This is a genomic window from Burkholderia savannae, assembly GCF_001524445.2.
Taxonomy (GTDB): domain Bacteria; phylum Pseudomonadota; class Gammaproteobacteria; order Burkholderiales; family Burkholderiaceae; genus Burkholderia; species Burkholderia savannae.
Map to the genome: position 1 here is coordinate 61,037 of NZ_CP013417.1, position 26,659 is coordinate 87,695.

Sequence of the window (26,659 nt, forward strand, 5' to 3'; positions counted from 1 at the left end):
GCGAGACGCGAGACGCGAGACGGCAAATGTCGCGCGCCTGTGCTTTACTCGTGGTTTCGACGGATATGACGAATACAAGGAGCGCGACATGGACATCGGCTTTATCGGCGTGGGCGAGATGGGCAGCGCCATTGCGGGCAATCTGCTGAAGGCGGGGCATCGCGTGCGGGTGTGGAACCGCTCGGCCGAACGCGTCGCGCCGCTCGTCGCGCTGGGCGCGCAGCACGTCGCGACGCTCGCCGAGGCGTTCGCGGGCGACGCGGTGTTCTCGATGCTCGCCGACGACGCGGCCGCGCGCGGCGTGTTCGACGCGGCGCTCCTCGAGCATGCGCCGCGCGGCCTCATTCACGTGAACATGGCGACGATCTCGGTCGCGCTCGCCGAGCAGCTCGCGCACGCACACGCGGAGCGCGGGATTCACTACGTCGCGGCGCCCGTGATGGGGCGCCCGCACGTTGCCGCCGCCGCGCGGCTCACGATCATCGCGGCCGGGCCCGCGGAGGCGATCGACCGGATGCAGCCCGCGTTCGACGCGATCGGGCAGAAGACCTGGCGGCTCGGCTCGCTACCGCAACACGCGAACGTGGTGAAGATCGCGGCGAACTTCGCGCTTGCGTCGGCGATCGAGACGATGGGCGAGGCGGCGGCGCTGCTCGCCGCGCACGGCGTCGCGATGAACGACTATCTCGACGTGATCACCAACAGCGTGTTCCCCGGCCCGGTCTATCAGGGCTACGGCGCGATGATCGCCGAGGCGCGCTACGAGCCGGCGCTCTTCAAGGCGCGGCTCGGCCTGAAGGACGTGCGGCTCGCGCTCGAGGCGGGCGATGCGCAGTCGGTGCCGCTGCCCATCGCGAGCGTGGTGCGCGACAGCCTGATCGAAGCGATCGCGCACGGCGACGGCGACAAGGATTTTGCGGTGCTCGGGCAGGTCGCGGCGCGCCGGGCGGGGCAGTGACGCGCCCGCGAGCGCCGGGCGCACCGCGCGCTGCCGCCTGCCGCCTGCCATCGGACGATCGCCCGGCGGCAGGCAACTTCGCACGATCCCCGGCATAATCAACGTTTCCATTTCAGTTTCGAAAGTGGGGCGGCAATGAATCTGCATACGTGGTGGCTGTTCGTCGCGACGGTGTTCGTCGTGTCGGCGATTCCCGGTCCGAACATGCTGCTCGTGATGACGCACGGCGCGCGTCACGGGCTGCGGCGTTCAACGGCGACGATGGCGGGCTGCATGACGGCGCTCGTCGCGATGCTGTCGGTGTCCGCCGCGGGGCTCGGTGTGTTCCTCGAGGCTTGGCCCGCGATGTTCGATGCGCTGCGCTTCGCGGGCGCCGCGTATCTGATCTATCTCGGCGTGAAGGCGTGGCGCGCGCGCGTCGACGCGGAATCGGCGGCGGATGTCGCCGACGCCGCGCCGCCCTCGGGCCGCACGGCCGCCCCCGCGTCGCGCTGGGCGCTGTTTCGCAACGGCTTTCTCGTCGCGGGCAGCAATCCGAAGGCGATCCTGTTCGCCGCCGCGCTGCTGCCTCAGTTCATCGACGCGTCCGCACCGACGCTGCCGCAGTTCGGCATCCTCGTCGCGACGTTCGCGGTGATCGAGGTGAGCTGGTATCTCGTCTATGCGTCGTTCGGCACGCGGATCGGCGTGACGCTGCGCAGCGCGAACGTCGCAAAGGCGTTCAACCGGCTGACGGGCGGCCTGTTCGTCGGCTTCGGCGCGATGATGGCGCTCGTGCGGCACTGAGCGGGCGCATACACCGGCGAAACACGGCGCGCCGCTCACGCGCCGCATGAAAGAACGAAACGCTCCGCATCGGCGACGACGCGGAGCGTTGTCGTTTCAGCGCGCCGCCTGCCCGCGCGCGCCGATCCAGTCGAGCGCGAACGCGAACGCGAACGCGGCGCCCGCGAACGCGAGGCCCACCGCGCACACCGCGCACACCGCGCACACTGCGCACACTGCGCACACTGCGCCCACTGCGCCCACTGCGCCCACTGCGCCCACTGCGCCCACCGCGCCCACCGCGCCCACCGCGCCCACCGCGCCCACCGCGCCCCAGCCGGCCCACGCCCATGCCGCGCCCGCAAGCAGCGCGCCGAGCGATCCGCCGACGAAGAACAAGCCCACGAACAAGCCGACGAACAGGCCGTTGAGCCGCCCGTGCGTGGCGGGATTCAGCAGGTTGACCGCGCGGCGGCCGAGCGTTTGGTCGGCGACGACGCCTGCATCGAGCGCCGCCGCGCCGGCGACGAGCAGCGCGAGCGCAAGCGTCGGATGCGCGGCCGCGTCGAAGCCGCCCCAGCCCGCGCCCGCCATGCCGAGCACCATCCCCGCGGCGAGCATTGCCGCATGCGCGCCGCGCAATGCGCCGCGCTCCCAGCCGCGGTCGCCGGCCAGGCCCGCGAACGGCGTGACGATCGCGCCCGTCGCGCCCGCGAACGCGAACATCGCGATGCCGTGCAGCCCGAGATCGGCTCGTGTCGACGCTGCTCGGCGTGCAGCCGACGGCGCTTGTCGTCGCGCGCGATTTCGCGCTACCGCCGGGGCCGCTGCCGCTCGACGCGCTCGCGCGCTACCCATGGGTGCCGAGCCAGGACGGCTGCGGAATGCGCTCGGCGCTGAGCCGCGCGTTCAGCGCGGCGGGGCTGCCGTTCGACGTCGCGGTCGAGGCGTTCGGCTCGGACCTGCAACTGTCGCTCGTCGCGCGCGGCGCGGCGCTCGGCGTCGCGTCGGCGGCGGCGCTCGCGCGCAGCCCGCATCGCGGCGCGCTGCGGGTCGTCGAAACGGAGGACGTCGAGCCGGGAGTCAACGTGTGGCTCGTGCGCGGCGTGCTGCCGGGGCGGCTGATGCGGCCGGTCGAGCTGCTGCGCGAGCGGCTCGGCGCGGTGCTGGAGGAGGAAAGAAGCAGGCGATGGGGCGGCGAAGCGACAATGCCGGCAAATTAGAACCGGCATTCAAGGGAAAATCCGTATTTTCTGGATGGAAATGTTGCATTGCGTCAAACAAACGGGTATAGTTCGAACCGTCTCCTCCATGTCTCCTCTGATATGGATTCAGCCCGCCTCTTCAGGCGGGCTTTTTTTTGCCCGCTTTTTACCCGCGTGTTGTTTGCGTGTTGCCCGCGCGAACCCGAGGCCGCGTCCGCGCGGGCGGCCCCCCCGACTCAGAACTTGTAGGTCACGGCGACGAAGCTGACGATCGGGTCCGCCTTCAGCTCGTTTTTCGATTCCGCCAGCACCGTGCCGTCGGCGGCCTTGATCGTCACGGTCGACGTCGTCTTCAGCGGAATGTACGTGACCGACGCGAGCAGGCCCCAGTGGTCGGTGAAGTTGTACGTGATGCCCGCGTTGAACACCGGCTGCCATGACGACGACGCCTTCGCCGACACCTGCGTCGGCCCCGGCTTGCCTGCGCCCGCGGCGAGCACCGCGCCGAGATTGTCCTGCGTCGACTTCACGAAGTTGCGGTTCAACTGAAGGTCGCTGAACCAGTTGTACGACACGCCGATGCCGACGAAGGGCCGCACCTTCGACGTCGCCTGCAGGAAGTAGTACTGGAACAGTACGGCCGGGCTCCACTGGCGCACGCTCTTGACGATCGGGTTGATCTGCGGATCGCCGAGGTTCTGCGACGCGAGCGCGCCCGCCGGGCCGGGCGGGCGGATCGTGCCTTGCCCCGTGATCTTGAAGACGGGCGGCACGCCCGCCACCGTCGTGACCGCGATGTTGTCCGTGAGGAAGTGGCTCGTCGTCAGGCCGACCGTGTCCGCGCCGCTCGTGCGCGTGCCGGTGCCCGGCGACGTGAACGACCCCGTCAGCCCGAGCGGCGTGTTGATCGGCGTCGGCGCGACGCTCGTCGTGAGCGGGGTCGTGCTTTGCTGCGGCATCACATGGAACCAGCCGAGCGTGACGACATTGCTGCCCGCGCTTTGCGCGTGAGCGGCGAGCGGCGTCAGCGCGGCGGCGCCGAGCGCCGCGCACAGTGCTTTTTTCATAAGGCCTCCCGAGCGCCGCTTATTGCACGAACGCGCCGACCGTGAAGTACGGCGACGACGAGTTGGACATGTCGAGGAAGCCGAATGCCCCGCCCGCGCCCGTGAAGATGAACTTGCCGGTCGGCGCCGAGCTGCTCGCGCCTACGTGCGACGACGTGATCGTGCCCGGCACCGTCTGCGTGTAGTCGAGATTGAGCGCGGTGGCGAGCGACGCCTGCGACGCATTGAACGGATCGAGAATCGTCGCCTGCTTGTCGACGAGCACCGTCGAGCGGTAGTCGAACTGGCTGTCGACGCCGATGTATTCGCCGTTGACGAAACCGACGTTGATCGCCGTCTGCGGCGCGAGGAGCGAGATGCTCGATTCGTCGTCGGCGGTGAGGCCCGGCACGCCGTTCGCATCGGGCGTCGGGTTCGGGTTCGCGACGCCCGTGCGGATCAACACCGGCACGAGCTGCTTGTTCACCTTGCCGACGATGAGGAAGCCCTTCGCTTGCGGCACCGTCGCGAGCGTCGGCTTCAACTGGCTCTGGAAGTGGTCCGTTTCGAACGCGCCGGTGCCGTTCGACGATTGCGCGAGGTTCGTGCCGGGCTGGCGGCAGGTGCCCGCATAGATGCCCGTCGAATCGCAGCGGGTCCAGGTGCCGTCGGGGTTGATCGTCACCTTCGCGTCGATCGTCGCGGGCGCGAAGCTTTGCGAGGCCACCTGGCCGTAGCCGAGCTCGCTGTACGTGCCGGCGATGTTGGCGATGTTCGTTTCGAGCGACGAGAACGCGATGAACGGATAGTACGGGAACTTGGTGTCCGGAATCGCGCCCTGGCCGAGCAGGCCGCCGTACTGAAGCTCCGCGCCGGGAATCGTGCCGCCGACGATGCCCATGCCGAGGAAGATGCGCGCCGGCCGGTTCGGATCGAGGCTCGCGCCGTTCAGACGGAACGAGCAGTTGTTGAGCTTTTGCGTCGGCAGCAAGGTTTCCTGCGTGAGCGTGCCGCTTTGGGTCGTGCCCGCGCGCGACGGCGCCGCGGTGCCCGTCGTTTGCGGAATCGGCGACGCGACGAAGGTGATCTGCCAGGTCATCTTCGTCGTGTCGATCTGCAGTTTGACGAGTTCGCCGTCGCCGCCGCCGCCCGTGTAGACCGTGCCGTAGTCGACCGTCGACGGGCACAGCGCGGTTTCGACGAGCGGCTGCGAATCGCTGCCGCCGCCACCGCCGCTGCACGCCGAGATGAAGGGCGCGGCGCATGCCATCGCCAGGATCAGATTCCGCTGCTTCATGTTGCTCCTCCAAACTCCAGAATTGTCTTTATCCGGCGGCCGGCTCCCTTGCGGCCGCTCTCGATATCGCCCGCTGCGGCGCGGCCCGGCGCGATGCGTGTCGCCGGGCCGCGCGTGCGGGTCTCGTTACTTGCTGACTTGCGCGCCGACGCCGAAGTAAGGCGCGGACGGCGTCTGGCCGGCGATCGCCGAGCTCTGCGTGATCCCGCCGTTGACGGTGCCCTGGATCAGCGTCGCGAACAGCCCGCCGTTCGCGATCACGAAGCCCGACGCCGACGTGTCGGTCGTCGTCGCGCCGAGCAGGCCCGGCGTCGACTGGCCGTAGTCGAGGTTGAAGCCGGTTTCCGCCTGCTGCGTGCTCGGATTGACGAACGTGCCCGTCGTCCCCTTGACCACCGTCGCCGTGTACTTGAAGTTCGAGTCCGCGCCCGCGTAGCCGCCGTCGACGCTGCCGAGCGCGAGCGCCGTCGCCGGCCCGAGCACCGCGATGCCCGATTCGTCGTCGACTTGCGCGTCGGTGTGCAGCGGCGGCGTGCCGAGGTTCACGTTGCCCGTGCGCACGACGACGGGCACGGTCGCGCCGTTCAGCTGGCCGAGCACCATGTGCGCGACCGCCGACTTGCCCGTCGCGCCGATGAGCGGCAGCTGCGTCTGCGGCAGGATCTGCGGCGCCTGCGTGCTGTTGAAGTAGCCGCTGCCGCTCGACGCCCACGGGTTGCCCGTCGTCATGCAGCCCGACGCGCTCGTCGACGTGCACGCGCCGTTCGAATCGAACGTCTCGTTCGCGTTGACGCCCTTCGTCGCGTAGTTGCTCGACGGCACCGAGTGGTACAGCAGCGCGTTGTACGTGCCCGCGAGCTTCGTCACGTCGGTCGTCGTGTTCGAGAAGGCGAGGAACGGATAGAAATCGAAGTGACGCTGCGGCACCTGGCCGATGTTCTGCAGCACGCCCGGGATGATCGTGAGGCCGCTGTACTGGACCGTCGCGCCCGGGATGCCGCCGCCCGCGACGCCGAAGCCGACGAGGATCATTGGCGGGTTCGCCTGGTTGAAGTCGGCTGCGGTGGAGTAGGTCGAGTTCGTCGCGGGGGAGGTGCCGCTGCCCGGCAGCAGCACGAACGCGCAGCGCGTCTGCTCGGCGGTCGGCAGCGTGCCCGCGGGCGGATGCGCGACGCTGCCCGTGATCGTCGTGCCGGCGCGAGTGGGCGTGACGGTGCCGGTCGCGAGCGGAATCGGGGATTCGAGCCACTTGAGCGTGTACGTCATCGTGGTCGCGTTGATGTTCAGGCTCACGATCTCGCCGCTGCCAGCGCCGCCGAGATACGTGCTGCCGGCGATGTCCGCGGTGGCGGGGCAGAGCGACGTGTTGCCGGCCGCCGAACCGGGCGCGCCTTGGGCGCCGCAGCTTGCGCCCGAGCATTGCGGAACGGCGATGGGGGCAGGGGTGCCGCCGCCCCCTCCACTACAAGCGGCAAACAAAGGGGCGACGGCTATGGCCATTGCCACCCCTTTCGAAAAGGCGTCCGACATGCCTCTGTCTCCAATGTGTTTAATTGTGTGGGCTAATTTGGCCGTGTCGTTTTCAGCTGTCAATCGACGGAACCGTCTAACCAACACGATTTAAACAATTCACCGTATTCGGGATGCCGAAACAACGGGCTGGGGAGGGGGAATTAAAACGAGATTAGCGTTTGAAATTGGTTGCGGCGGATGCGGTGTCCCTTGTTTTTACAGGGTTTTGTTCGCGGGATACGGCGTTGGATCAACCGTTTAAAGCACGCGCATCGGGTGAATCCCTATCCGGGATAATCATGACGTTTTGAAGTTTTCGAGATTTATTTTCGAGTGGGAATGAAAGTTTGTAAATATCTGTGAGCGCCGCGACATTATTTAAAGAACTTTCGGTTTCCATTCGATGCAATGAAAAAGCCGGCCACTCGGGCCGGCTTTTCTCGTGTTGCAAGCTTTGCGCCGTTCAGCGCTCGAGTCCCGTGTCCTCGGCTGCGCCGACGTTGAGGTTCATGCACTGGATCGCGGCGCCCGACGCGCCCTTGCCGAGGTTGTCGAGCCGTGCGAGCGTGACGAAGCGCTCCGCCGTGCCGAACACGAAGAGGTCGACGCGGTTCGTGCCGTTGTTCGCCTGCACGTCGAAGAAGCCGTCGTCGAGATTTTCGGCCGCGTCGTACGGCGCGACGCGCACGAACGCCTCGCCCGCGTAATGCTCGGCGAGCACGCGCTGCACGTCCTGCGGCGTCACGCGCTTGGCGAGCTGGCTCGGCGTGAAGTACGTGGTGACGGCGAGCCCCTTGTAGAACGGCCCGACGATCGGCGTGAAGATCGGCGCGCTCGCGAGGCCCGTGTGCGCGGCCATCTCCGGCAGGTGCTTGTGCGCGAGGCCGAGCGCGTATGCACGCGGGGCCGCGAGCTTCGCGCCGCCCGCTTCGTAATCGGCGATCATCTTCTTGCCGCCGCCGCTGTAGCCCGTGATCGAGTAGCTGTGCGCGGCGAAGCCCGGCGCGACGACGCCCGCATCGACGAGCGGGCGCATCGCGAGCACGAACGCCGACGCGTGGCAGCCCGGCACCGCGATGCGCTTCGCGGTGCGGATGCGCTCGCGCTGCGCGCGGTTCAGCTCGGGCAGGCCGTACGCCCAGTCGGCGCTCGTGCGGAACGCGGTGCTCGCGTCGATCAGCGTCGTGTTCGGATTTTCGACGAGCGCCGCCGACTCGCGCGACGCGACGTCGGGCAGGCACAGGAACGTGACGTCCGATGCGTTGATGAGGCGGCGGCGCTCGTCGACGTCCTTGCGCAACGCTTCGTCGATGCGCAGGATTTCGATGTCGTCGCGCGCGGACAGATATTCGAAGATCTTCAGGCCGGTCGTGCCTTCCTGGCCGTCGACAAAAACTTTCGTGCTCATCTCGCTCTCGCTGGATCGGGGCGGGCGGCGCGCTGCCGCCGTGAAAACCGCCATTTTAAGGCGTGATGCGCGGCATCGTAACCGGCCGGCCGAAAAAAGCCGGCCGGGCCGCGCTTGCGATCCGGCCCCTTGGCGGATCGCCGCGCGTCACTTGCCGGCGAGCCAGCGGGCGGTTGCCGCCGCGACGCGCGCGCCGAACGCCTTCGCGGTGTCGAGATCGCCGCTCGCGGGCGCCTCGTCCGGCGACGCGTCGGACGGCGATTGCGCGAGCAGGCCGGTGAAGCCGCCCGCGTAGTTGATGTCGTTGCGCGTCGACGCCTTCGTGTTCGCGGGCAGCAGGCCCGTGCCGACCCACACCATCCCATGCTGCATCGCGAGCGTGACGAAGTATTGAATCGTCGAGAACTTGTCGCCGTTCATCGACGCGGAGTTCGTGAAGCCCGCCGCGATCTTGTCCTTCCATTTCTGGCCGAACCATGCTTTCGACGTCGCGTCGGCGAATTTCTTGAAGTCGGCCGACGGGCCGCCCATGTAGGTCGGCGCGCCGAAGACGATCGCGTCGGCCGCGTCGAGCGCGGCCCAGCCGGCGTCGTCGAGATCGCCGACGGCGACGAGCCGCGCGTTCGCGCCCGCGTCCTGCGCGCCCGCGAGCACCGATTCGGCGAGCTTCTTCGTGTGGCCGTAGCCGCTGTGATAGACGATGACGATGTTCGACATTCCCGTTTCTCCATGATGAGACGACGAAGCCGCGCGCCCCGTGACGGGCCGCGCGGCGGACGATGGCCGACCTCGGCGACGCGCGCGGACGGCCGGCGCAAAAAGTCTAGCGGTGCGAAGCATCTCGCACGATCGCTGTCGCGCACGACTGAATTTCGCGAACGGCGCGAATCGCGCCGCGCTTCGCCGCAGACTAGCGGCCGTATGTGACGACGAGCTGCGCGGAGCCGATCGACTCGGTGCCGATCTCGTGGTCGAACATCTGAGCGGGGCGGCCCGTCGCGACGCGCAGGTCGGTGGCCTTCAGCGCGTGGACGGTGATCACGTAGCGGTGCGGTTTGCCGGGCGGCGGACATGGGCCGCCGTAGCCGTCGATGCCGAAATCGTTGCGCGCCTCGGTCGCGCCGAGCTTGCGCAGGAAGCCGGACGCGCTCGCGTCGGCGGGCAGGCTCGAGACGCTCGCCGGGATGCCGGCGACCGCCCAGTGCCACCAGCCGCGGCCGGGCGCGTCGGGATCGAACATCGTGACGGCGAAGCCCTTCGTGCCGGGCGGCGGATTGCGCCACGCGAGCTGCGGCGAGCGGTTGCCGCCCTTGCAGTCGCCCTGATTGAAGACGTGCGACGCGCCGACGCGGCCGCCGGGGCGCAGGTCGTCGCTCGTGAGCACGAACGCGTCTTCGGCGCGCGCACGCGGGCCGCCGAGGATGCCGAAGAAGGAAGCGCAGGCGAAGGCGAGCGCGAGCAGACGACGGGGCGAACCTGGCGGAACGACTCGGCGACCCACACGCATATGGCCCTTCTCCCGTCACTGGTGCCGGGGCGGCCCGGCGCTGATCGTTGTCGAGATGTGATGCTCGAACCCGAATATGAGGGCAAGTCTAGCATTAGGGGACGCATGGCGGACGTCGTCGCGTCAACTTCGCGTGAGCGGGCCGGCGCGGCGGGTGCAGGCGGGCGCAGGCGGCGGGAAACGCGAAGAGACGGCGCAGGAAGGGCGGCCGTCGCCACCGGCGAGCGCGCGCATAAAAAACGCCGGCCGTCGTCGACGGCCGGCGTTTTTCGGCATCTTCGCGGGCGCGGGCGGACGGGCCGCCGCCGGCGATGCGGGCTCGCGTTACTCCTGCGCGCCCGTCGCGCCGCCGTGCGCGGCCGACCATTCGGCCGGCGAGTGCAGGAATTTCTCGACTTCGTCGAGCGTCTTCGTCTCGAAGTAGCCCGACGCCTTCGCGACGCGCAGCACGTCCCACCAGGTCGCGAGCGCGTGCAGGTCGACGTCGATGTCCTTCAGCACCGACACGCTTTCCTTGAAGATGTTGTAGTGGAACAGCACGAAGCAGTGGTTCACCGTCGCGCCCGCCGTGCGCAGCGCGTTGATGAAGTTGATCTTGCTGCGGCTGTCGGTCGTCAGGTCCTCGACGAGCAGCACGCGCGAGCCTTCCTCCAGATAGCCCTCGATCTGCGCGTTGCGGCCGAAACCCTTCGGCTTTTTACGCACGTACTGCATCGGCAGCATCATCCGGTCGGCGATCCACGCGGCGAACGGGATGCCGGCGGTTTCGCCGCCCGCCACCGCGTCGATCTGCTCGAAGCCGACGTCGCGCAGGATCGTCGCCTCGGCCATCTCCATCAGGCCGCGGCGCACGCGCGGAAACGAGATCAGCTTGCGGCAGTCGATGTAGACCGGGCTCGCCCATCCGGACGTGAAGATGAAGGGCTTGTCGGCGTTGAAGTGCACCGCTTGCACTTCGAGCAGCATTTTGGCGGTCGTGTCGGAGATCGTCTGACGATCGAAGCCTGTCATGGGCGTTCCTTGGTGATGAGCGAGGGGCGGGCGCGGGCCCGGTGGCGCAGCTCGCGTGATTCCTGCCGTGAGGGCCGGGCTGCGGGCCGACGTGGGCGATGGCCGCCGGCGTCGAGCCGCTTCGCTGCGCGCGTAGCCCGCTATTTTACCCGATTTGCGCCCTTTTCGAGACGCCCGGCGGCGGCGGATTATCCGCGCCCGGACGGCGGTCCCGGGCGCGGGGCGGGCGTTGCGGCGCGCGGATGCTCCGCCGCCTTGCGGCATTGAAAGGAAGTACGCCGAAACGATGGCCTTGCGCGGCGCAGCAACTGGCGCGCGTGCGCGAGGTGTACACTAAGCGACCCTCTAAGTATTTGCTCGGTGCTTTGTACTCCCCGCTTGCCACCCGCCAAGGTTCGAAGCCGCGCCGATCCGGCGCGCGACGGACGCCGCAGTCGACCATCCCCTCGATTTCCGCATCCGCGGCTCCCGGTGCTCGGTACTGAGTCTTCAAAATTTCGCATGTCTCTCGCAGGTCAACCATGGACGAACAACTGAAGCAAAGCGCTCTCGCTTATCACCAGAATCCGAAACCCGGCAAGATTTCGGTCACGCCCACGAAGCCGCTGTCGAACCAGCTCGATCTGTCGCTCGCATATTCGCCCGGCGTCGCGGCCGCGTGCGAGGCGATCCACGCGGACCCGCTCGACGCGCAGAAGTACACGTCGCGCGGCAACCTCGTCGGCGTCGTGACGAACGGCACCGCGGTGCTCGGCCTCGGCAACATCGGCCCGCTCGCCGCGAAGCCGGTGATGGAGGGCAAGGGGTGCCTGTTCAAGAAATTCGCGGGCATCGACGTGTTCGACATCGAACTCTCCGAGTCCGATCCGGACAAGCTCGTCGATGCGATCGCGATGCTCGAGCCGACGCTCGGCGGCATCAATCTCGAAGACATCAAGGCGCCCGAGTGCTTCTACATCGAGCAGAAGCTGCGCGAGCGGATGAAGATTCCCGTCTTCCACGACGATCAGCACGGCACCGCGATCATCGCGTCGGCGGCGATCCTGAACGGCCTGAAGGTGGTCGGCAAGGATCTGTCGAGCGTGAAGCTCGTGTGCTCGGGTGCGGGCGCGGCGGCGATCGCGTGTCTCGACCTGCTCGTGAAGCTCGGCCTGTCCAAGTCGAACGTGCTCGTTTGCGACTCGAAAGGCGTGATCTACGAAGGCCGCGGCAATCTCGATCCGTCGAAGCAGCGCTACGCGGTGACGACCGACGCGCGCACGCTCGCCGACGCGATTCGCGATGCGGACGTGTTCCTCGGCTGCTCGAGCGCGGGCGTGCTGAAGCAGGACATGGTGAAGACGATGGCGGACAAGCCGCTCATCCTCGCGCTCGCGAACCCGGAGCCGGAAATCCGCCCGGAAGACGCGAAGGCGGTGCGCCCGGACGCGATCGTCGCGACGGGCCGCTCCGATTATCCGAACCAGGTCAACAACGTCCTGTGCTTCCCGTTCATCTTCCGCGGCGCGCTCGACGTCGGCGCGACGACGATCACCGAGGAGATGAAGCTCGCGTGCGTGCGCGCGATCGCCGAGCTCGCGCAGGAAACCGATCAGAGCGAGGAAGTCGCGAAGGCGTATGAAGGCCATTCGCTCGAATTCGGCCCGGAATACCTGATTCCGAAGCCGTTCGATCCGCGCCTCATCATCAAGATCGCGCCCGCCGTCGCGCAGGCCGCGATGGATTCGGGCGTGGCCACCCGCCCGATCGCCGACATGGACGCGTACCGCGAGCAACTCGGCGCGACCGTCTACCGCACCGGCATGGTGATGCGCCCCGTGTTCGCCACCGCGAAGACGAAGACCGCGCGCATCGTGTTCGCCGAGGGCGAGGACGAGCGCGTGCTGCGCGCCGCGCAGTTCGTGCTGCAGGAGAAGATCGCGAAGCCGATCATCGTCGGCCGTCCGTCCGTCGTCGAGATGCGTCTGAAGAAGATCGGCTCGAAGCTCGTGGGCGGAGCCGATTTCGAGATCGTCAATCCGGAAGACGATCCGCGCTACCAGCAATGCTGGCAGGCGTACCACGAGATGGGCGCGCGCGACGGCGTGACGCCGGAAGTCGCGAAGGCCGCGCTGCGCAAGTTCAACACGCTGATCGGCGCGATCCTCGTGCACCTCGGCGACGCGGACGGCATGATCTGCGGGATGATCGACACGTACCACAGCCACCTGAAGTTCATCGAGCAGGTGCTCGGCCGCGCGAAGGGCGCCGAGCACTTCGCGGCGATGAACCTGCTGATGCTGCCGGGCCGCAACCTGTTCATGTGCGATACCTACGTGAACGAGCAGCCGAGCGCGGAGCAGCTCGCCGACATGACGATCCAGGCGGCGGCCGAGATCGAGCGTTTCGGCATCACGCCGAAGGCGGCGCTGCTGTCGAACTCGAACTTCGGCAGCGCGCCGTCGGCGTCGTCGCGCCGAATGGCGGACGCGCGCAAGCTGATTGTCGAGCGCGCGCCGAACCTTGAGGTCGACGGCGAAATGCACGGCGACGCGGCGCTGTCCGAAGTGGTTCGCAAGGCCGCGTTCCCCGGCACGACGCTCACGGGCGAGGCGAACCTCCTGATCATGCCGAACGTCGAGGCGGCGAACATCGCGTACAACCTGCTGAAGATGGTGGGCGGCGAAGGCGTGACGGTCGGCCCGTTCCTGCTCGGCGCGGCGAAGCCCGTGCACATCCTGACGCCGGCTGCGACGGTGCGCCGGATCATCAACATGACGGCCGTCGCGGCGGCGAACGTGCAGGTGAAGTAACGCGCGCGGAGGCGAGCGCCGCGAGCCGTGACGGCCTGCGGCGCGCCGAGACGAACAGGAAGGCGGCCGCCCGGCCGCACCGCACCTCGGAAGGTGTGCATCCAGCTTTGAGGTCGGTTCAGTCGGGCGGCCGCCTTTTTCTTTGCGTCGGCGCGCGGGACGTCATTGCGATGCCGGCGCAACCGCGTCGCGCGCGCGATCCGTCGTCACGCGACGTTGCGCGTCTGCCCGCCCTCCGGCGAGCGCCACCGCGCGAGCAGCCGCGTCCACTTCGCGCGCACCGCGTGCACGTTGTTCTCCTTCACGTGCCCATATCCACGAATGCCGTCGGGCAGGCTCGCGAGCTCGATCGCGAGCGGCAGCGTGTCGCGCGTGAGCCGGCCGTCGATCAGCTCGCTCACGAGCGCCTCGTATTCGCCGATCAGCGCGCGCTCGGTGCGCCGTTCGTCGGTGCGGCCGAACACGTCGAGCGCCGTTCCGCGCAGAAACTTCAGCTTCGCGAGCACGCGGAACGCCTGCATCAACCACGGGCCGTATTGCTGCTTCACGAGACGGCCGTGCGCATCCTTCTTCGCGAACAGCGGCGGCGCGAGGTGGAACCTGAGCTTCCAGTCGCCTTCGAACTGCTCGGCGAGCTTCGCGACGAACGCCGGATCGGCGTGCAGCCGCGCGACTTCGTACTCGTCCTTGTACGCCATCAGCTTGTACAGATTGCGCGCGACGGCCTCGGTGAGCGGCTCCTGCGCGGCCTCGCCGCCGAGCGCCCGCTCGGCTTCGCGCACCTTGTCGACGACGGCCGAGAAGCGCGTCGCGTACGCGGCGTTCTGATACGCGCGCAGATGCTCGGCGCGCGTCGCGATCAGCGCGTCGATCGCCTTTTTCGTGTGCAGCGCGATCACCGTCGCGCCGGCCTGCGCACCGCCCGCCGCCGCCGCGCGCACGCTCGCCGGATCGAACGCGGCGCGGCGGCCCCATTCGAACGCCGCGCGGTTCTGCTCGATCTGCACGCCGTTCAGCTCGATCGCGCGCACGAGCGACGCATGCGTGAGCGGCAGCCAGCCGCGCTGCCACGCGTAGCCGAGCACGAACGGGTTCGTGTAGATCGCGTCGCCGAGCAGCGCGACCGCGAAGTGGTTCGCGTCGACGAGGTCGACCGCGTCGCCCGCCGCCGCGCGAATGTCGAGCTCGGCGCTCGCGCCCGGGAACGACCACAACGGATTCTTGATGAACTCGGCGGTCGGCGTCTTCGCGCTGTTGACGACGACGCGCGTCGCGCCATGGCGCATTCGCGACGTGCATTCGTCGCCGGCCGTGACGATCGCGTCGCAGCCGATCACGAGATCGGCCTCGCCCATCGCGATGCGGGTGGCGTGGATGTCGGCGGGCGCGTGCGAGATCTGGACGTGGCTCATCACAGCGCCGCCCTTTTGCGCGAGGCCCGTCACGTCGAGCACCGTCACGCCCTTGCTTTCGAGGTGCGCGGCCATTCCGAGCAGCGCGCCGATCGTCACGACGCCCGTGCCGCCGACGCCCGTGACGAGCACGCCGTACGCGCGATCGATCGCAGGCAGCGCGGGCTCGGGGATCGGCGGCAGCGCGCTCGCGTCCACCGACACGGCCTTCGGCTTGCGCAGCTTGCCGCCCTCGACGGTCACGAAGCTCGGGCAGAAGCCCTTCACGCACGAGAAGTCCTTGTTGCAGGTCGACTGGTTGATCTGCCGCTTCGTGCCGAATTCGGTGTCGAGCGGCTCGACCGACAGGCAGTTCGACTGCACCGAGCAGTCGCCGCAGCCTTCGCAGACCGCCTCGTTGATCACGACGCGCTTGGCCGGGTCCGGGTACGCGCCGCGCTTGCGGCGCCGGCGCTTCTCGGTCGCGCAGGTCTGGTCGTAGATCAGGATCGTCGTGCCTTCGATCTCGCGCAGCGTGCGCTGGACGTCGTCGAGCTGGTCGCGATGGTGGATCGTCACGCCCGGCGCGAGCAGCGACGCGTGGCCGTCGTATTTCTGCGGCTCGTCGGTGACGATCACGATCTTCCTCGCGCCTTCGGACGCGAGCTGGTGCGTGATCTGCGGCACCGTCAGCACGCCGTCGACGGGCTGGCCGCCCGTCATCGCGACCGCGTCGTTATAGAGAATCTTGTACGTGATGTTCGCCTTCGACGCGATCGCCGCGCGAATCGCGAGGAGGCCGGAGTGGAAGTAGGTGCCGTCGCCCAGATTCGCGAACACGTGCTTTTCGTCGGTAAACGGCGCCTGGCCGATCCACGGCACGCCTTCGCCGCCCATCTGGCTGAACGTGCTCGTGTTGCGGTCCATCCACACGGTCATGTAATGGCAGCCGATGCCCGCGATCGCGCGAGAGCCTTCCGGCACGTTCGTCGACGTGTTGTGCGGGCACCCGGAGCAGAACCACGGCTTGCGCTCGGCGCTCACGTGCGGCTTCGCGAGCGCGGTTTCCTTCGCGTGAATCACCGCGATCCGCGCGGCGACGCGTGCGCGCACGTCGGGCGGCAGCTCGAACTTTTCTAGGCGCGTCGCGATCGCCTTCGCGATGATCGCGGGCGACAGCTCGTAATGCGCGGGCAGCAGCCAGTTGCCCATCGGCACCGACCATTCGCCGCCCGCGCCGTCCTTTTCGTCGAACTTGCCGAACACGCGCGGACGTTGGCCGTCCGGCCAGTTGTACAGTTCTTCCTTGATCGCGTATTCGAGAATCTGGCGCTTTTCCTCGACGACGAGAATTTCGTCGAGCCCGCGCGCGAATGCCTGCGCGCCTTGCGCTTCGAGCGGCCATACGCAGCCGACCTTGTAGAGGCGAATGCCGATCCGCGCGCAGGTTTCGTCGTCGAGGCCGAGGTCGACGAGCGCCTGACGCACGTCGAGATACGCCTTGCCGCCCGTGATGATGCCGAAGCGCGCGTTCGGCGAATCGATCTCGATGCGGTCGAGCTTGTTCGCGCGCACGTACGCGAGCGCCGCGTACCACTTGTAGTCGAGGAGGCGCGCTTCCTGCACGAGAGGCGGATCGGGCCAGCGGATGTTCAGGCCGCCGTCGGGCATCGCGAAGTCGGTGGGCAGCACGATCTCGGTGCGATGCGGGTCGATGTCGACGGAGGCCGACGATTCGACGACGTCCGTCACGCACTTGAGCGCGACCCAAAGGCCCGAATAGCGGCTCATCGCCCAGCCGTGCAACCCGAAGTCCAGATATTCCTGCACGTTCGACGGGAACAGCACGGGCAGCCCGCACGCCTTGAAGATGTGCTCGGATTGATGGGCGAGCGTCGACGACTTCGCCGCGTGATCGTCGCCCGCGAGCACGAGCACGCCGCCGTGCGGTGCGGAGCCGGCCGAGTTCGCGTGCTTGAACACGTCGCCCGTGCGGTCGACGCCCGGGCCCTTGCCGTACCACATCGCGAACACGCCGTCGTGCTTCGCGCCCGGATACAGGTTGACTTGCTGCGATCCCCAGACGGCCGTCGCCGCGAGGTCTTCGTTGAGGCCGGGCTGGAACACGATCCGGTGCGCGGCGAGGTGCTGCTTCGCCTTCCACAACGACAAATCGAGCCCGCCGAGCGGCGAGCCGCGGTAGCCGGAAATGAAGCCGGCGGTGTTCAGGCCCGCGGCGCGATCGCGCTCCTGCTGGAGCATCGGCAGGCGCACGAGCGCCTGGATGCCGCTCATGTACGCGCGGCCGCGTTCGAGCGTGTATTTGTCGTCTAGCGTGACGGATTGCAGCGCGGCTTCGAGCGATGCGCGCTGGCCTGCGTCTAGCGGGGCATTCATGCAGTGTCTCCTCACCCGGTTCGGGATCGCCAAAACTATCGGCGCGTCGGCGTCTTGTGGACGCGTTGGTCGGCCCGAATATTGGCGGGTTTCGTTCGATGGTAGCACTGGGAAAAACCCGCCGCATTGTTTCAATAATGAGTGCCGAGTGACCCGAAATCGAGAGGAATCAATGCGTTACAGGCTGTAAAAGCATGTAAAACGGCGGGCCTCGCGCGGCGATTGCCGTTAGTCTCTAGGGCCCTGTCCGGTTGTGACGGCGGCGCGGGCTCGCGTCGGCGCCGCGAACGCACACGGACGGTTGCAATGGAGGTGCAATGAAGACTCGAAATATCCAGAATTTCCTGATGGTGTCGGCGGCGTTTTTCGCGATGAGCGGCACCGCGCGCTCGGAAGGCGCAAGCGTGCTGGCGACGGCGAGCACCCAGATGCTGCAGCTCGCGGCAGCCGGTGCGCCGGCGCCGGCGCTCGCGAGCGCCGTGACGAACGAACGCGGCGCGGCGCAGAAGTAGGCCGCGGCGGCGCAGCGGCGGGCGATTGCCGGCCTCGTCGCGCGATGATCGGCCATGCAAAAGGGCGGGAATCCCGGGATTCCCGCCCTTTCCATTTAGACGTTCCGATTTGACGCCTCGATGTTTCGAGGCCTCTATGTCTTGACGCCCCGTCGCGAACAGGCCGCGCGCGGCGCCGCCTCGCTTACGCCTTGTCCTGCACGACGCCGCGGCGGATCTGGTCGAGCTCGATCGATTCGAACAGCGCCTTGAAGTTGCCCTCGCCGAAGCCCTGATTGCCCTTGCGCTGGATGATCTCGAAGAAGATCGGCCCGATCTGGTTCTCGGTGAAGATCTGCAGCAGCAGATCGTCGTGCGCGCCGTCGATCAGGATCTTGCGCTTCCTGAGCTCGTCGAGCGGCTCGCCGTGGTTCGGCACGCGGCGATCGACGAGCTCGTAGTACGTGTCGATCGTGTCGAGCAGCGTCACGCCCTTCGCGCGCAGGCCGTCGACCGCCTTGTAGATGTCGGCCGCGCCGAGCGCGATGTGCTGGATGCCTTCGCCGTGATATGCGTCGAGGTATTCCTGGATCTGGCCGGCCGTGTCCGAGCCTTCCTCGTTGATCGGAATCCGGATCTTGCCGCACGGCGACGTCATCGCCTTCGATTTCACGCCCGTCACCTTGCCTTCGATGTCGAAATAGCGCACCTCGCGGAAGTTGAACAGGCGCTCGTAGAACTCCGCCCATTCCTGCATGCGGCCGCGGTGGACGTTGTGCGTAAGGTGGTCGATGTAGGTGAGGCCGTGGCCGGCCGGGTTCGGATCGGCGCCCGGAATCGGCTCGAAGTCGACGTCGTAGATGCTGATGTCGCCGATCGCGCCCGGCTGCGCGCCGTTCTTGCCCTTCCAGCGGTCGACGAAATAGATCAGCGAATCGCCGATGCCCTTGATCGCCGGGATGTTCAGCTCCATCGGGCCCGTCTTGTTGTCGAAGCCCCATGCGCCCAGCTCGAGCGCGTGCTTGTACGCCTTCGCGGCGTCCTGCACGCGGAACGCGATCGCGCAGATCGACGGCCCGTGCAGCCGGGCGAAGCGCTGCGCGAACGAATCGGCTTCGGCGTTGATGATGAAGTTGATGTCGCCCTGGCGGTACAGCGTCACGTTCTTGTGGCGGTGCCGGGCGACGGCGGTGAAGCCCATGCGCTCGAACAGCTGGCCGAGCGCTTTCGGATCGGGCGCGGTGTATTCGATGAATTCGAAGCCGTCGGTGCCGACGGGGTTGTCCCAGGTGGGGATTTGCATGGCGTCTCCTAGCCCTCGACGGGGCACGCGTCTTGGTGAATGTCTGCGGCAAAGTGTAGCGGGCCGGGCCGGGTGGAAACTTGCGAACTTAGTCGCGTAACGCTACGCTTGCGCAATTTCTCGTCCGCACGAACAGGCAGGGAGGCAGGAAATGGCGCACGTAGAATTGGATGCGATCGATCGGCGCATTCTTGCGATTCTTCAGGAGAACGGGCGTTTGTCGAATCAGGACATCGCCGAGCGGGTGAATCTGTCGCCGAGCCCTTGCCTGCGTCGGATTCGCCGGCTCGAGGAGCTGGGCGTGATCACCGGCTACGTCGCGCTGCTCGACCCGCAGAAGCTCGGGCTCGACCTGCTCGCGTACGTGAGCGTGCGGCTGGAAAAGCGCGGCGGCGCCGTGCCGGCGCGCGGCGACGAAACGCCCGCGCGCGCGGGCGCGACGCACGCCGAGCTGTTTCGCGCGGCCGTGCAGGCGTGGCCGGAGGTCGTCGCGTGTCACGCGATGACGGGCGATATGGACTATCTGTTGCGCGTGCAGGTCGAGGACATGGCGCATTTCTCGCGTTTCATGCAGGAGCAACTGCTGCACCATCCGTCGGTGATCGACGTGAAGACGAGTTTCTCGCTCGAGCGCTTCAAGGAGACCACCGCGTTGCCGATCCGCTGAATGCCGGAGCGCGGTCGGCCGAACGGCCGATATCGGCTGAGCGGCGCAAAAAAACGGGCGGCCCATGACGGGCCGCCCGTTTTTGTTCGCGCATCGGCGGATGCGATGCGCCGCGCGTTACGCGGTGAGGCCCGCGGGCAGCAGCGATTCGAAGATCTGCGTCGCGCGGCGCGCCTGGCGCTTGAGCGCGTAGTCGAACACGGCCGCCTGCTCCTGCATCATCTCGGCGATGATCGTCGAGTGGTCGGCGGGCGGCAGCGACAGGTACGCATCGGCTTCGCCGTATGCGTACTCGATGCGCATCCCCGATTTCTTCGCGATGTGCATCATCGTCGCGTTGCGCGACAGGCAGTGCATGTACAGCGTCGTGACGTGCGTGTTGCGGCTGCGGATCGCGGCGCGCTCGAAGAGCTTCGTGCCGACGCCTTGGCCGCGTGCGCTTTCGAGCACCGACACGCCGAACTCGGCGGTGCGCTTGTCGCCTTCGGCGGGCAGGTACGCGAGGTGGCCGACGCCGATCATCGCGAGTTCGTGATCGAACACGCCGAACACGGTGTCGCGGCCGAAGTCGATCGTGCGGACGTAGTTCTCGATCACGTGATCGGGCACCGCTTGGCCGAAGCGCAACAGGCGATCGTCGTCGTCGAGCGCGAGAAAATGGGTGAGCAGTTGTTGACGGTCGCCGGAAGCCAGTTCCCGAACGAGAACTGGCGCGGGACCGGCGATGCCGACCGCATCGGCAGGGCGAAGGTCTGGCTTGTTCATCGTGGGTTCCTCAAAAAAGACCGTACAGCTATTTGTGCAACGCAGCGCAATTTTAGCTGAATGGCCGTGCGGAGATTGGGGAAAACCCGGATGTTCGTGTCGAGCTTGGCCTCTAAATTCACCGATTGGTAAATATAAGCTTTTGTTTTTATTGATATTTTAAGGATTTTTGACGGAGGTGTGGGCAAAGCGTCGCACTGTTACGCTCACGCAACGCTTGCTGCTCCGCAATAAATCAGACGATTCAGCCGCCGAGGCCGTGCTCGATCATGCCGATCACCTGCTCGGCGAAATCGCGATAGCCGAGGCGCCCGCCCGGCTTCAGCCACGTGAACGTCCAGTTGATCATCCCGAACACCATCATCGTCACGGGCGTCTGGTTGTCCGTCGAGATCCGCTCCGGATACGCGCGCGCGAGCTGGCGCGCGAACGCGGCGACGATGTCGCGCTGGCGGTCGAGAATGATCCGGCGTTGCGCTTCCTCGAGATACTTCACGTCGTTCAGCAGCGCGACATGGCGGCTGTGCGACGTCTCGTATTCGGCGAGGAACGCGCGCACGAGTTCGGCGAACGCCTCGCGCTCGGTGAGCCCGCGCCGCTGGCTCGCGCCTTCGACCTCGGCGATGATCAGCATCAGCCGCTTCGTGTAGCGGTCGAGCAGATCGAACAGGATCGCTTCCTTGCCTTCGTAATAGTGATAGAGGCGCGCCTTCGACGTGCCGCTCGCGTTCGCGAGATCGGTCATCGACGTGCTCGGGTAGCTCGTCTGCGCGAACTTGGCGGCGGCGAGATCGAGGATCTGCTCGCGCTGGGATTCGTGATCGGGGGCTCGGGTGCGGGCCATGTGATTCGACGCGTGATGCGGGTTCGGGTTAGCGGGGAACGGCGACGGCGGGCGTGACGCGCAGCGTCGCCGTTTTCAGGTCTTCGATCGAGCGCGCGTCGCCCTGCAGTTCGACGCGGCCGGCCGCCGCGAGCTCGCGGCAGCGCCAGAACGCGATCACGTCGCCGACGAACAGGTGGCCGCGGTCGGCGAACGCCATCACCGCGCCGACCGTGCGCGCGGCGGGCCCCCATTCGTCGGGCGCGTGTTCGAGCACGAGCGCGTCGATGTCGGCGTAATGGCCGCTCTTGAACGTGTTGCAGATCCAGTAGCGCAGCTCGGCGTTCGTCTGCTTCGCTTCCTGCCATTCGAGCGCGAGCCGGCTGATCCGCAGCACCGAGATCGGCGCCGCCTCCGGCAGCTTCGCGGCGAGCTGCGCGGGCGAGAAGATGCCGGCGGCTGTCGCCTGGTCGGCGCGCAGCCGCACCCACGACTGCGGATCGTCGATGTCCGTGCTCGACAGCCGCACCTCGTTCAGGCGCTGCGGCGCGTTGCGCAGATGGTAGGCGACGCGCCGCAGCATCAGTTGATCGGCCACGCTGTGCGCGTGCCACACGACGATCTGGCCCGTGCCGGCCGCGAGCGCCTCGAGCTTCGCGAAATCGTCGCCGAGCCCCGCCGCCCAGTCCTGCTGCACGTCGCCGATCGCGCGTTCCCAGAACGCGGCGCGCACGTCCGGCGTGTCGTCGGCGCCGCGCAGCGGGCCGACGGACAGATCGTCGAACAGCTCGACGACGCTTTCGTCGCGGCCCGCGTCGGCGAGCGCGATGCGCAGGGAAGCGGCGGCGGAGCCGCCCATGGTCACGTGGATGGTGCTCATTGGCCTGTCGTCAACATGAGAAAAGCCGCCCGGGTGCCGGCGCTTCGCGCGTCCGGCCCGCAGGCGGCCCCTAGTGTAAGCGAGATGGGGGGCGGCGCGTAACCGCGCGGCAAGACGCCGCTTACCGTTCGTCGTAACTGACGACCACCTTGCCGCTGACGGGATGGCACTGGCAGGTGAGCACGAAGCCGTCGGCGATTTCCCGCGGCTCGAGCGTGTAGTTCTTTTCCATCCGCACCTCGCCTTCGAGCACCTTCGCGCGGCACGTGCAGCACACGCCGCCCTTGCACGCGTACGGCAGCGCGAGGCCCGCGCGCAGCCCGACGTCGAGGAGGCTCACGCCTTCGTACGGCAGGCGCAGCTTGCGTTTCTTGCCGTCGAGCACGATTTCGAGATCGGCGGCGGGCGTGTCGTCGGTAATCTCGACGGCGGGCACGCCCGCCTGCGGCAGCGGCGTGCCGAAGCGCTCGACGTGCACCCGCTCGTGCGGCACGCCGGCCGCGGCGAGCGCGGCCTCGGCGGCGTCCATCATCGGCGCGGGGCCGCAGATGAACGCTTCGTCGATCGTCTCGGCCGGCACGAGCGAATCGATGAACGCCGCGCACTTCGCCTGATCGAGCACGCCGTTGAAGAGCTCGACGTCCTGCACGTCGTCCGACAGCACGTGATACAGCGCGAATCGCTGCATGAAGCGGTTCTTCAGATCCTCGAGCTCCTCGGCGAACATGATCGAATCGACGCTGCGGTTGCCGTAGATCAGCGTGAACGCGCTCCGCGGCTCGAGCTCGAGCGTCGTCTTGATGATCGCGAGCACGGGCGTGATCCCCGAGCCGCCCGCGAACGCGACGTACTGCTTGCCGTGCTCGGCGTTCAGGTGCGTGAAGAAGCGGCCGTCCGGCGTCATCACGTCGATCGTGTGGCCGGGCTCGAGCGTATCGAACGCGAAGTTCGAGAAGCGGCCGCCGCGCACGCGCTTGATGCCGATGCGCAACTCGCCGTCGCGGTCGTAGTCGGTCGTGCCGACGCAGATCGAGTACGAGCGGCGGGTCTCCTCGCCGTCGATATGCGCCTTCAGCGTGACGAACTGGCCTTGCGTGAAGCGGTACGCGTCGCGCAGCTCGGGCGGCACCTCGAACGACACCGTGACGGCGTCGGCGGTCTCGGGCCGCACGTCGCGGATGCGCAGCGGATGGAATTGCGGAGTCGCCATATTCAATAAGGTTTGAAGTAGTCGAAGGGTTCGCGGCAGTCGACGCAGCGGTAGAGCGCCTTGCACGCGGTCGACGCGAACTGCGCGAGCCGCTCGGTGTGCGCTGAGCCGCAGCGCGGGCAGACGGGCGCGGCGAGCGGCTTCGGCATGAAGCGGACGGCGCGGCGGTGGGCAGGGCCGCCGCGCGCATCGCCGTCGCCGCCGTCGCCGCCGCCATCGCCGCCGCACTGGCCGGCGGGCGGCGCGATGCCGTACGCGCGGAGTTTTTCGCGGGCGTCGGCGGTGATCCAGTCGGTCGTCCACGCGGGCGCGAGCACGGTCGCGATCCGGTGCGGCGCGACGCCGGCTTGCCGCAGCGCGGCGTCGATGTCCTCGGCGATCTGCTGCATCGCCGGGCAGCCGGAGTAGGTCGGCGTGATCACGACTTCGACGACGCCGTCGGCGGCGCGGCGCACGTCGCGCAGGATGCCGAGCTCGCGGATCGACACGACCGGGATTTCCGGATCGGGCACGGCTTCGAGCGCGTCCCATGCGCGGGCGACGAGCGGATCGCCGCCGCGGGCGGCGGCGCGGCCGTCGCGCGGGCGGTCGACGGCGGCGGCCGTCGAGGCGAGGGCGGATGCGGGGAGGGCGGACATCGTCTGGCTCCGTCGTTCGTCATTCGTCGCGCGCGGCTTCACCAGGTCGCGCCCGGATGCTGGCGCGCGACGCTCTGCAACTCGGCGAGCAGATAACCCATGTGCTCCGAGTGCTCGCCGCGCTTGCCGGTCGACACGTACTGGCCGGCCGCGGGCGGCGCGAGCGTCGCCTCGGCGAGGGTCGCGTCGACGTCCGCGCGCCACGCCGGCTCGATCGACGCGATGGCGGGCCCGATGCCGGCCGCGGCCGCCGCGTCGTCGATCGCGTCCGCCGCGAAGAATTCGCGCGTATACGGCATCAGATAGTCGAGCGCGGCCTGCGCGCGGCGATGCGATTCGTCGGTGCCGTCGCCGAAGCGGATCAGCCATTCGCGCGCGTGGTGCTCGTGGTAGCGCGTCTCCTTCACCGATTTCGCCGCGATCGCCGCGAGCTGAGCGTCGCTCGACGTCTCGAGCGCAGTCCACACGTGCAGCATCAGCGCCGCGTAGAGGAAGTTGCGCGCGACGGTCACCGCATAGTCGAGCTCCGCGTGCGCGGTGCCGCTGAGCGGGCCGTAGTGCGGCAGCTCGACGAACGTGTAGTTCGCGAATTCGCGCTCGGTGCGCGAGTACGCATAGTCGTCCTCGGTCCGCGCGGCGCCGCTGAGCTGCCGTTCGAGCTCGGCCGCGTGCGTATACAGCAGGCGCGCCTGGCCGATCAGGTCGAGGCTCATGTTCGTGAGCGCGATGTCTTCCTCGAGGACCGGGCCGTGCCCGCACCATTCGGCGTTGCGCTGACCGAGGATCAGCGCGTTGTCGGCGAGGCGCAGCACGTAGGCGAGATGTTGTGGGGTCGTCGTCATGGCCTGCCGCTCACATGTGGTTGACTTCGTCGGGCAGCGTGTAGAAGGTCGGATGGCGATAGATCTTGTCGCCCGCCGGCTCGAACATCTCGGCCTTCTCGTTCGGATCGGACGCGGTGATCGCCGCCGACGGCACGACCCAGATGCTCACGCCTTCCTGGCGGCGCGTGTAGACGTCGCGCGCCATGTGCAGCGCCATCGACGCGTCGGCCGCGTGCAGGCTTCCGCAGTGCTTGTGGTCGAGCCCTTGCTTGCTGCGCACGAAGACTTCCCAGATTGGCCATTCTTGGTTCATCGCTTTCTCCTGAATCTCCTGAATACGGAAGGCGGCGCCGCGCTTCGCGCGCGTCATGCCGCTTGCTGTTGCGCGCGGCGGCGGCGCTTTTCCTCGTGCGCGAGCGCGGCCTCGCGGACCCACGCGCCGTTCTCGTGCGCCTTCACGCGGGTCGCGAGGCGCTCCTTGTTGCACGGGCCGTCGCCGTTGACGACGCGCCGGAATTCGTCCCAGTCGAGCGCGCCGTAGTCGAAATGGCCGCGCGCGTCGTTCCACTTGAGGTCGGGGTCGGGCAGCGTGACGCCGAGCACTTTCGCCTGCTCGACCGTCGCGTCGACGAACTTCTGCCGCAGATCGTCATTCGAGATGCGCTTGATTCCCCATTTGGCCGACTGGTTGCTGTGGACGGAATCGGCATCGGGCGGACCGAACATCATCAGCACGGGCGCCCACCAGCGGTTCACCGCGTCCTGCACCATCGCGCGCTGCGCATCGGTGCCCTTCATCATCGCGAGCAGCGCGTCGAAGCCTTGCCGCTGATGGAACGATTCCTCCTTGCAGACGCGGATCATCGCGCGCGCGTACGGGCCGTACGTGCAGCGGCAGAGCGGAATCTGGTTCATGATCGCGGCGCCGTCGACGAGCCAGCCGATCACGCCGACGTCCGCCCACGTGAGGGTCGGGTAATTGAAGATGCTCGAATACTTGGCCTTGCCTGCGTGCAGCGCGTCGATCAGCGCGTCGCGCGACACGCCGAGCGTTTCCGCGGCGCTATATAGATAGAGGCCGTGACCGGCTTCGTCCTGGACCTTCGCGAGCAGGATCGCCTTGCGCTTGAGGCTCGGCGCGCGCGTGATCCAGTTGCCTTCCGGCAGCATGCCGACGACCTCCGAGTGCGCGTGCTGCGAAATCTGCCGCACGAGGGTCTTGCGGTACGCGTCGGGCATCCAGTCCTGCGGTTCGATCTTGCCGTCGGCGGCGACGACGGCATCGAATCTGGCCTGTTCGGGCGAATCGGCGGCGGCATCGAGCGGCGCGACGTTGCCGGGGATGTCGAGGGATTGCGTGTACATGGCGATGTTCTCGTCCAGGTGGAATGTTCACGCAGTATAAATCAACCGACCGGTCGGTTAATAGATCATTTTAGCGGATCGCCGAGATTCGCGGACCGGGCGACGGCGATTTGCCGCGGGCGGGCCGCTGCTTCGCGTGTGAACTGCATCGGGCCGCGGCGCGGGTGGCGGATTTTCATTCCAGCGAGGCCGGTCAACCATCGTGCGGGTTCATTGGTCTGCCGAAGTGGCCGAAGTGGCCGAAGTGGCCGAAGTCGCCGAAGTCGCCGAAGTCGCCGAAGTCGCCGAAGTCGCCGAAGTCGCCGAAGTCGCCGAAGTCCGGGGTCGGGCTCTACTAAACTGAACGGGGGATCGATAGACTGCAGACCGGCGACCGGCGACCGGCGACCGGCGACCGGCGACCG

Annotated in this window: 22 protein-coding genes and 2 pseudogenes; 6 read left to right on the top strand and 18 right to left on the bottom strand. The window is 67.7% G+C overall.

Annotation, left to right across the window (positions count from 1 at the left end; all coding sequences use genetic code 11):
* The first annotated feature begins 88 nt into the window (after window positions 1-88).
* Window positions 89-958 carry an NAD(P)-dependent oxidoreductase gene (locus tag WS78_RS00315; protein WP_059582627.1) on the top strand — a complete coding sequence of 290 codons (870 nt, stop codon included), beginning with the start codon at window positions 89-91 and terminating at the stop codon, window positions 956-958.
* Window positions 959-1,093: 135 nt separating this feature from the next.
* Window positions 1,094-1,744 carry a LysE family translocator gene (locus tag WS78_RS00320; protein WP_038746706.1) on the top strand — a complete coding sequence of 217 codons (651 nt, stop codon included), beginning with the start codon at window positions 1,094-1,096 and terminating at the stop codon, window positions 1,742-1,744.
* A 309-nt stretch (window positions 1,745-2,053) separates the two neighbouring features.
* On the opposite strand, the pseudogene WS78_RS35450 reads toward WS78_RS00320, so the two are convergent.
* A pseudogene (locus tag WS78_RS35450) lies at window positions 2,054-2,479 on the bottom strand (MFS transporter); the annotation flags it as partial.
* Between WS78_RS35450 and WS78_RS00330 the strand changes: the two are divergent.
* A pseudogene (locus WS78_RS00330) lies at window positions 2,470-2,946 on the top strand (LysR substrate-binding domain-containing protein); the annotation flags it as partial. The pseudogenes WS78_RS35450 and WS78_RS00330 sit on opposite strands and share 10 nt — an antisense overlap.
* Before the next feature lie 218 nt (window positions 2,947-3,164).
* On the opposite strand, the gene WS78_RS00335 reads toward WS78_RS00330, so the two are convergent.
* From WS78_RS00335 to WS78_RS00365, 7 genes are all read right to left on the bottom strand, one after another.
* The gene (locus WS78_RS00335) at window positions 3,165-3,995 is read right to left on the bottom strand and encodes an OmpW/AlkL family protein (protein WP_038746709.1); all 831 of its coding nucleotides are present in this window, start codon (window positions 3,993-3,995) and stop codon (window positions 3,165-3,167) included.
* 19 nt (window positions 3,996-4,014) lie between these two features.
* Window positions 4,015-5,271, bottom strand: a complete 1,257-nt coding sequence (locus tag WS78_RS00340; RefSeq protein ID WP_038746713.1) for a DUF2957 domain-containing protein — start codon at window positions 5,269-5,271, stop codon at window positions 4,015-4,017.
* 126 nt (window positions 5,272-5,397) lie between these two features.
* The gene (locus WS78_RS00345) at window positions 5,398-6,771 is read right to left on the bottom strand and encodes a DUF2957 domain-containing protein (RefSeq protein ID WP_038746716.1); all 1,374 of its coding nucleotides are present in this window, start codon (window positions 6,769-6,771) and stop codon (window positions 5,398-5,400) included.
* A 475-nt stretch (window positions 6,772-7,246) separates the two neighbouring features.
* On the bottom strand, window positions 7,247-8,191 hold the full coding sequence (argC, locus tag WS78_RS00350; protein ID WP_038746717.1) for an N-acetyl-gamma-glutamyl-phosphate reductase: 945 nt from the start codon (window positions 8,189-8,191) through the stop codon (window positions 7,247-7,249).
* Window positions 8,192-8,338: 147 nt separating this feature from the next.
* Complete coding sequence (locus tag WS78_RS00355; protein WP_038746719.1) at window positions 8,339-8,908, bottom strand: flavodoxin family protein; 570 nt, start codon at window positions 8,906-8,908, stop codon at window positions 8,339-8,341.
* Between the two features lie 193 nt (window positions 8,909-9,101).
* Window positions 9,102-9,698 (bottom strand): YbhB/YbcL family Raf kinase inhibitor-like protein, encoded by a 597-nt coding sequence (locus WS78_RS00360; RefSeq protein WP_038746721.1) that lies wholly within the window; start codon window positions 9,696-9,698, stop codon window positions 9,102-9,104.
* 324 nt (window positions 9,699-10,022) lie between these two features.
* Window positions 10,023-10,709, bottom strand: coding sequence for an orotate phosphoribosyltransferase (locus WS78_RS00365; protein WP_038746723.1), 687 nt, complete (start codon window positions 10,707-10,709; stop codon window positions 10,023-10,025).
* A gap of 521 nt (window positions 10,710-11,230) precedes the next feature.
* Between WS78_RS00365 and WS78_RS00375 the strand changes: the two genes are divergently transcribed.
* Complete coding sequence (locus WS78_RS00375) at window positions 11,231-13,501, top strand: NADP-dependent malic enzyme (protein WP_038746725.1); 2,271 nt, start codon at window positions 11,231-11,233, stop codon at window positions 13,499-13,501.
* Window positions 13,502-13,707: 206 nt separating this feature from the next.
* On the opposite strand, the gene WS78_RS00380 is transcribed toward WS78_RS00375, so the two are convergent.
* Window positions 13,708-17,289 (bottom strand): indolepyruvate ferredoxin oxidoreductase family protein, encoded by a 3,582-nt coding sequence (locus WS78_RS00380; RefSeq protein WP_059582621.1) that lies wholly within the window; start codon window positions 17,287-17,289, stop codon window positions 13,708-13,710.
* 317 nt (window positions 17,290-17,606) lie between these two features.
* On the opposite strand from WS78_RS00380, the gene WS78_RS00385 reads away from it, so the two are divergent.
* Window positions 17,607-17,801 carry a hypothetical protein gene (locus tag WS78_RS00385; RefSeq protein WP_038746729.1) on the top strand — a complete coding sequence of 65 codons (195 nt, stop codon included), beginning with the start codon at window positions 17,607-17,609 and terminating at the stop codon, window positions 17,799-17,801.
* A 184-nt stretch (window positions 17,802-17,985) separates the two neighbouring features.
* Here the strand turns inward: WS78_RS00385 and hppD are convergent, their stop codons facing one another.
* Window positions 17,986-19,083 carry a 4-hydroxyphenylpyruvate dioxygenase gene (gene hppD / locus WS78_RS00390; protein ID WP_038746731.1) on the bottom strand — a complete coding sequence of 366 codons (1,098 nt, stop codon included), beginning with the start codon at window positions 19,081-19,083 and terminating at the stop codon, window positions 17,986-17,988.
* A gap of 151 nt (window positions 19,084-19,234) precedes the next feature.
* Between hppD and WS78_RS00395 the strand changes: the two genes are divergently transcribed.
* Window positions 19,235-19,750, top strand: a complete 516-nt coding sequence (locus WS78_RS00395; RefSeq protein ID WP_038746733.1) for an Lrp/AsnC family transcriptional regulator — start codon at window positions 19,235-19,237, stop codon at window positions 19,748-19,750.
* Window positions 19,751-19,867: 117 nt separating this feature from the next.
* On the opposite strand, the gene WS78_RS00400 is transcribed toward WS78_RS00395, so the two are convergent.
* The 8 genes from WS78_RS00400 to paaA all read right to left on the bottom strand — a co-directional run bounded on the left by WS78_RS00400 (window position 19,868) and on the right by paaA (window position 26,255).
* A complete protein-coding gene (locus WS78_RS00400) occupies window positions 19,868-20,515 on the bottom strand; it encodes a GNAT family N-acetyltransferase (RefSeq protein ID WP_038746734.1) in 648 nt (215 codons plus the stop codon).
* Between the two features lie 244 nt (window positions 20,516-20,759).
* Entirely contained in the window at window positions 20,760-21,359 is a 600-nt protein-coding gene (locus tag WS78_RS00405) for a TetR/AcrR family transcriptional regulator (protein WP_038746736.1), read from the bottom strand.
* Window positions 21,360-21,387: 28 nt separating this feature from the next.
* Window positions 21,388-22,218, bottom strand: coding sequence for a DUF1835 domain-containing protein (locus tag WS78_RS00410; RefSeq protein WP_038746738.1), 831 nt, complete (start codon window positions 22,216-22,218; stop codon window positions 21,388-21,390).
* Between the two features lie 121 nt (window positions 22,219-22,339).
* Window positions 22,340-23,428, bottom strand: coding sequence for a 1,2-phenylacetyl-CoA epoxidase subunit PaaE (gene paaE, locus WS78_RS00415; protein WP_038746740.1), 1,089 nt, complete (start codon window positions 23,426-23,428; stop codon window positions 22,340-22,342).
* 2 nt (window positions 23,429-23,430) lie between these two features.
* Window positions 23,431-24,066: a 1,2-phenylacetyl-CoA epoxidase subunit PaaD gene (gene paaD / locus WS78_RS00420; RefSeq protein WP_059582693.1), complete on the bottom strand. Its 636-nt coding sequence runs from the start codon at window positions 24,064-24,066 to the stop codon at window positions 23,431-23,433.
* Between the two features lie 38 nt (window positions 24,067-24,104).
* Window positions 24,105-24,908 (bottom strand): 1,2-phenylacetyl-CoA epoxidase subunit PaaC, encoded by an 804-nt coding sequence (gene paaC, locus WS78_RS00425; protein WP_038746743.1) that lies wholly within the window; start codon window positions 24,906-24,908, stop codon window positions 24,105-24,107.
* 10 nt (window positions 24,909-24,918) lie between these two features.
* Window positions 24,919-25,203: a 1,2-phenylacetyl-CoA epoxidase subunit PaaB gene (paaB, locus tag WS78_RS00430; protein WP_038746770.1), complete on the bottom strand. Its 285-nt coding sequence runs from the start codon at window positions 25,201-25,203 to the stop codon at window positions 24,919-24,921.
* 53 nt (window positions 25,204-25,256) lie between these two features.
* Window positions 25,257-26,255, bottom strand: a complete 999-nt coding sequence (gene paaA, locus WS78_RS00435) for a 1,2-phenylacetyl-CoA epoxidase subunit PaaA (protein ID WP_059582620.1) — start codon at window positions 26,253-26,255, stop codon at window positions 25,257-25,259.
* Between the last annotated feature and the right edge of the window lie 404 nt (window positions 26,256-26,659).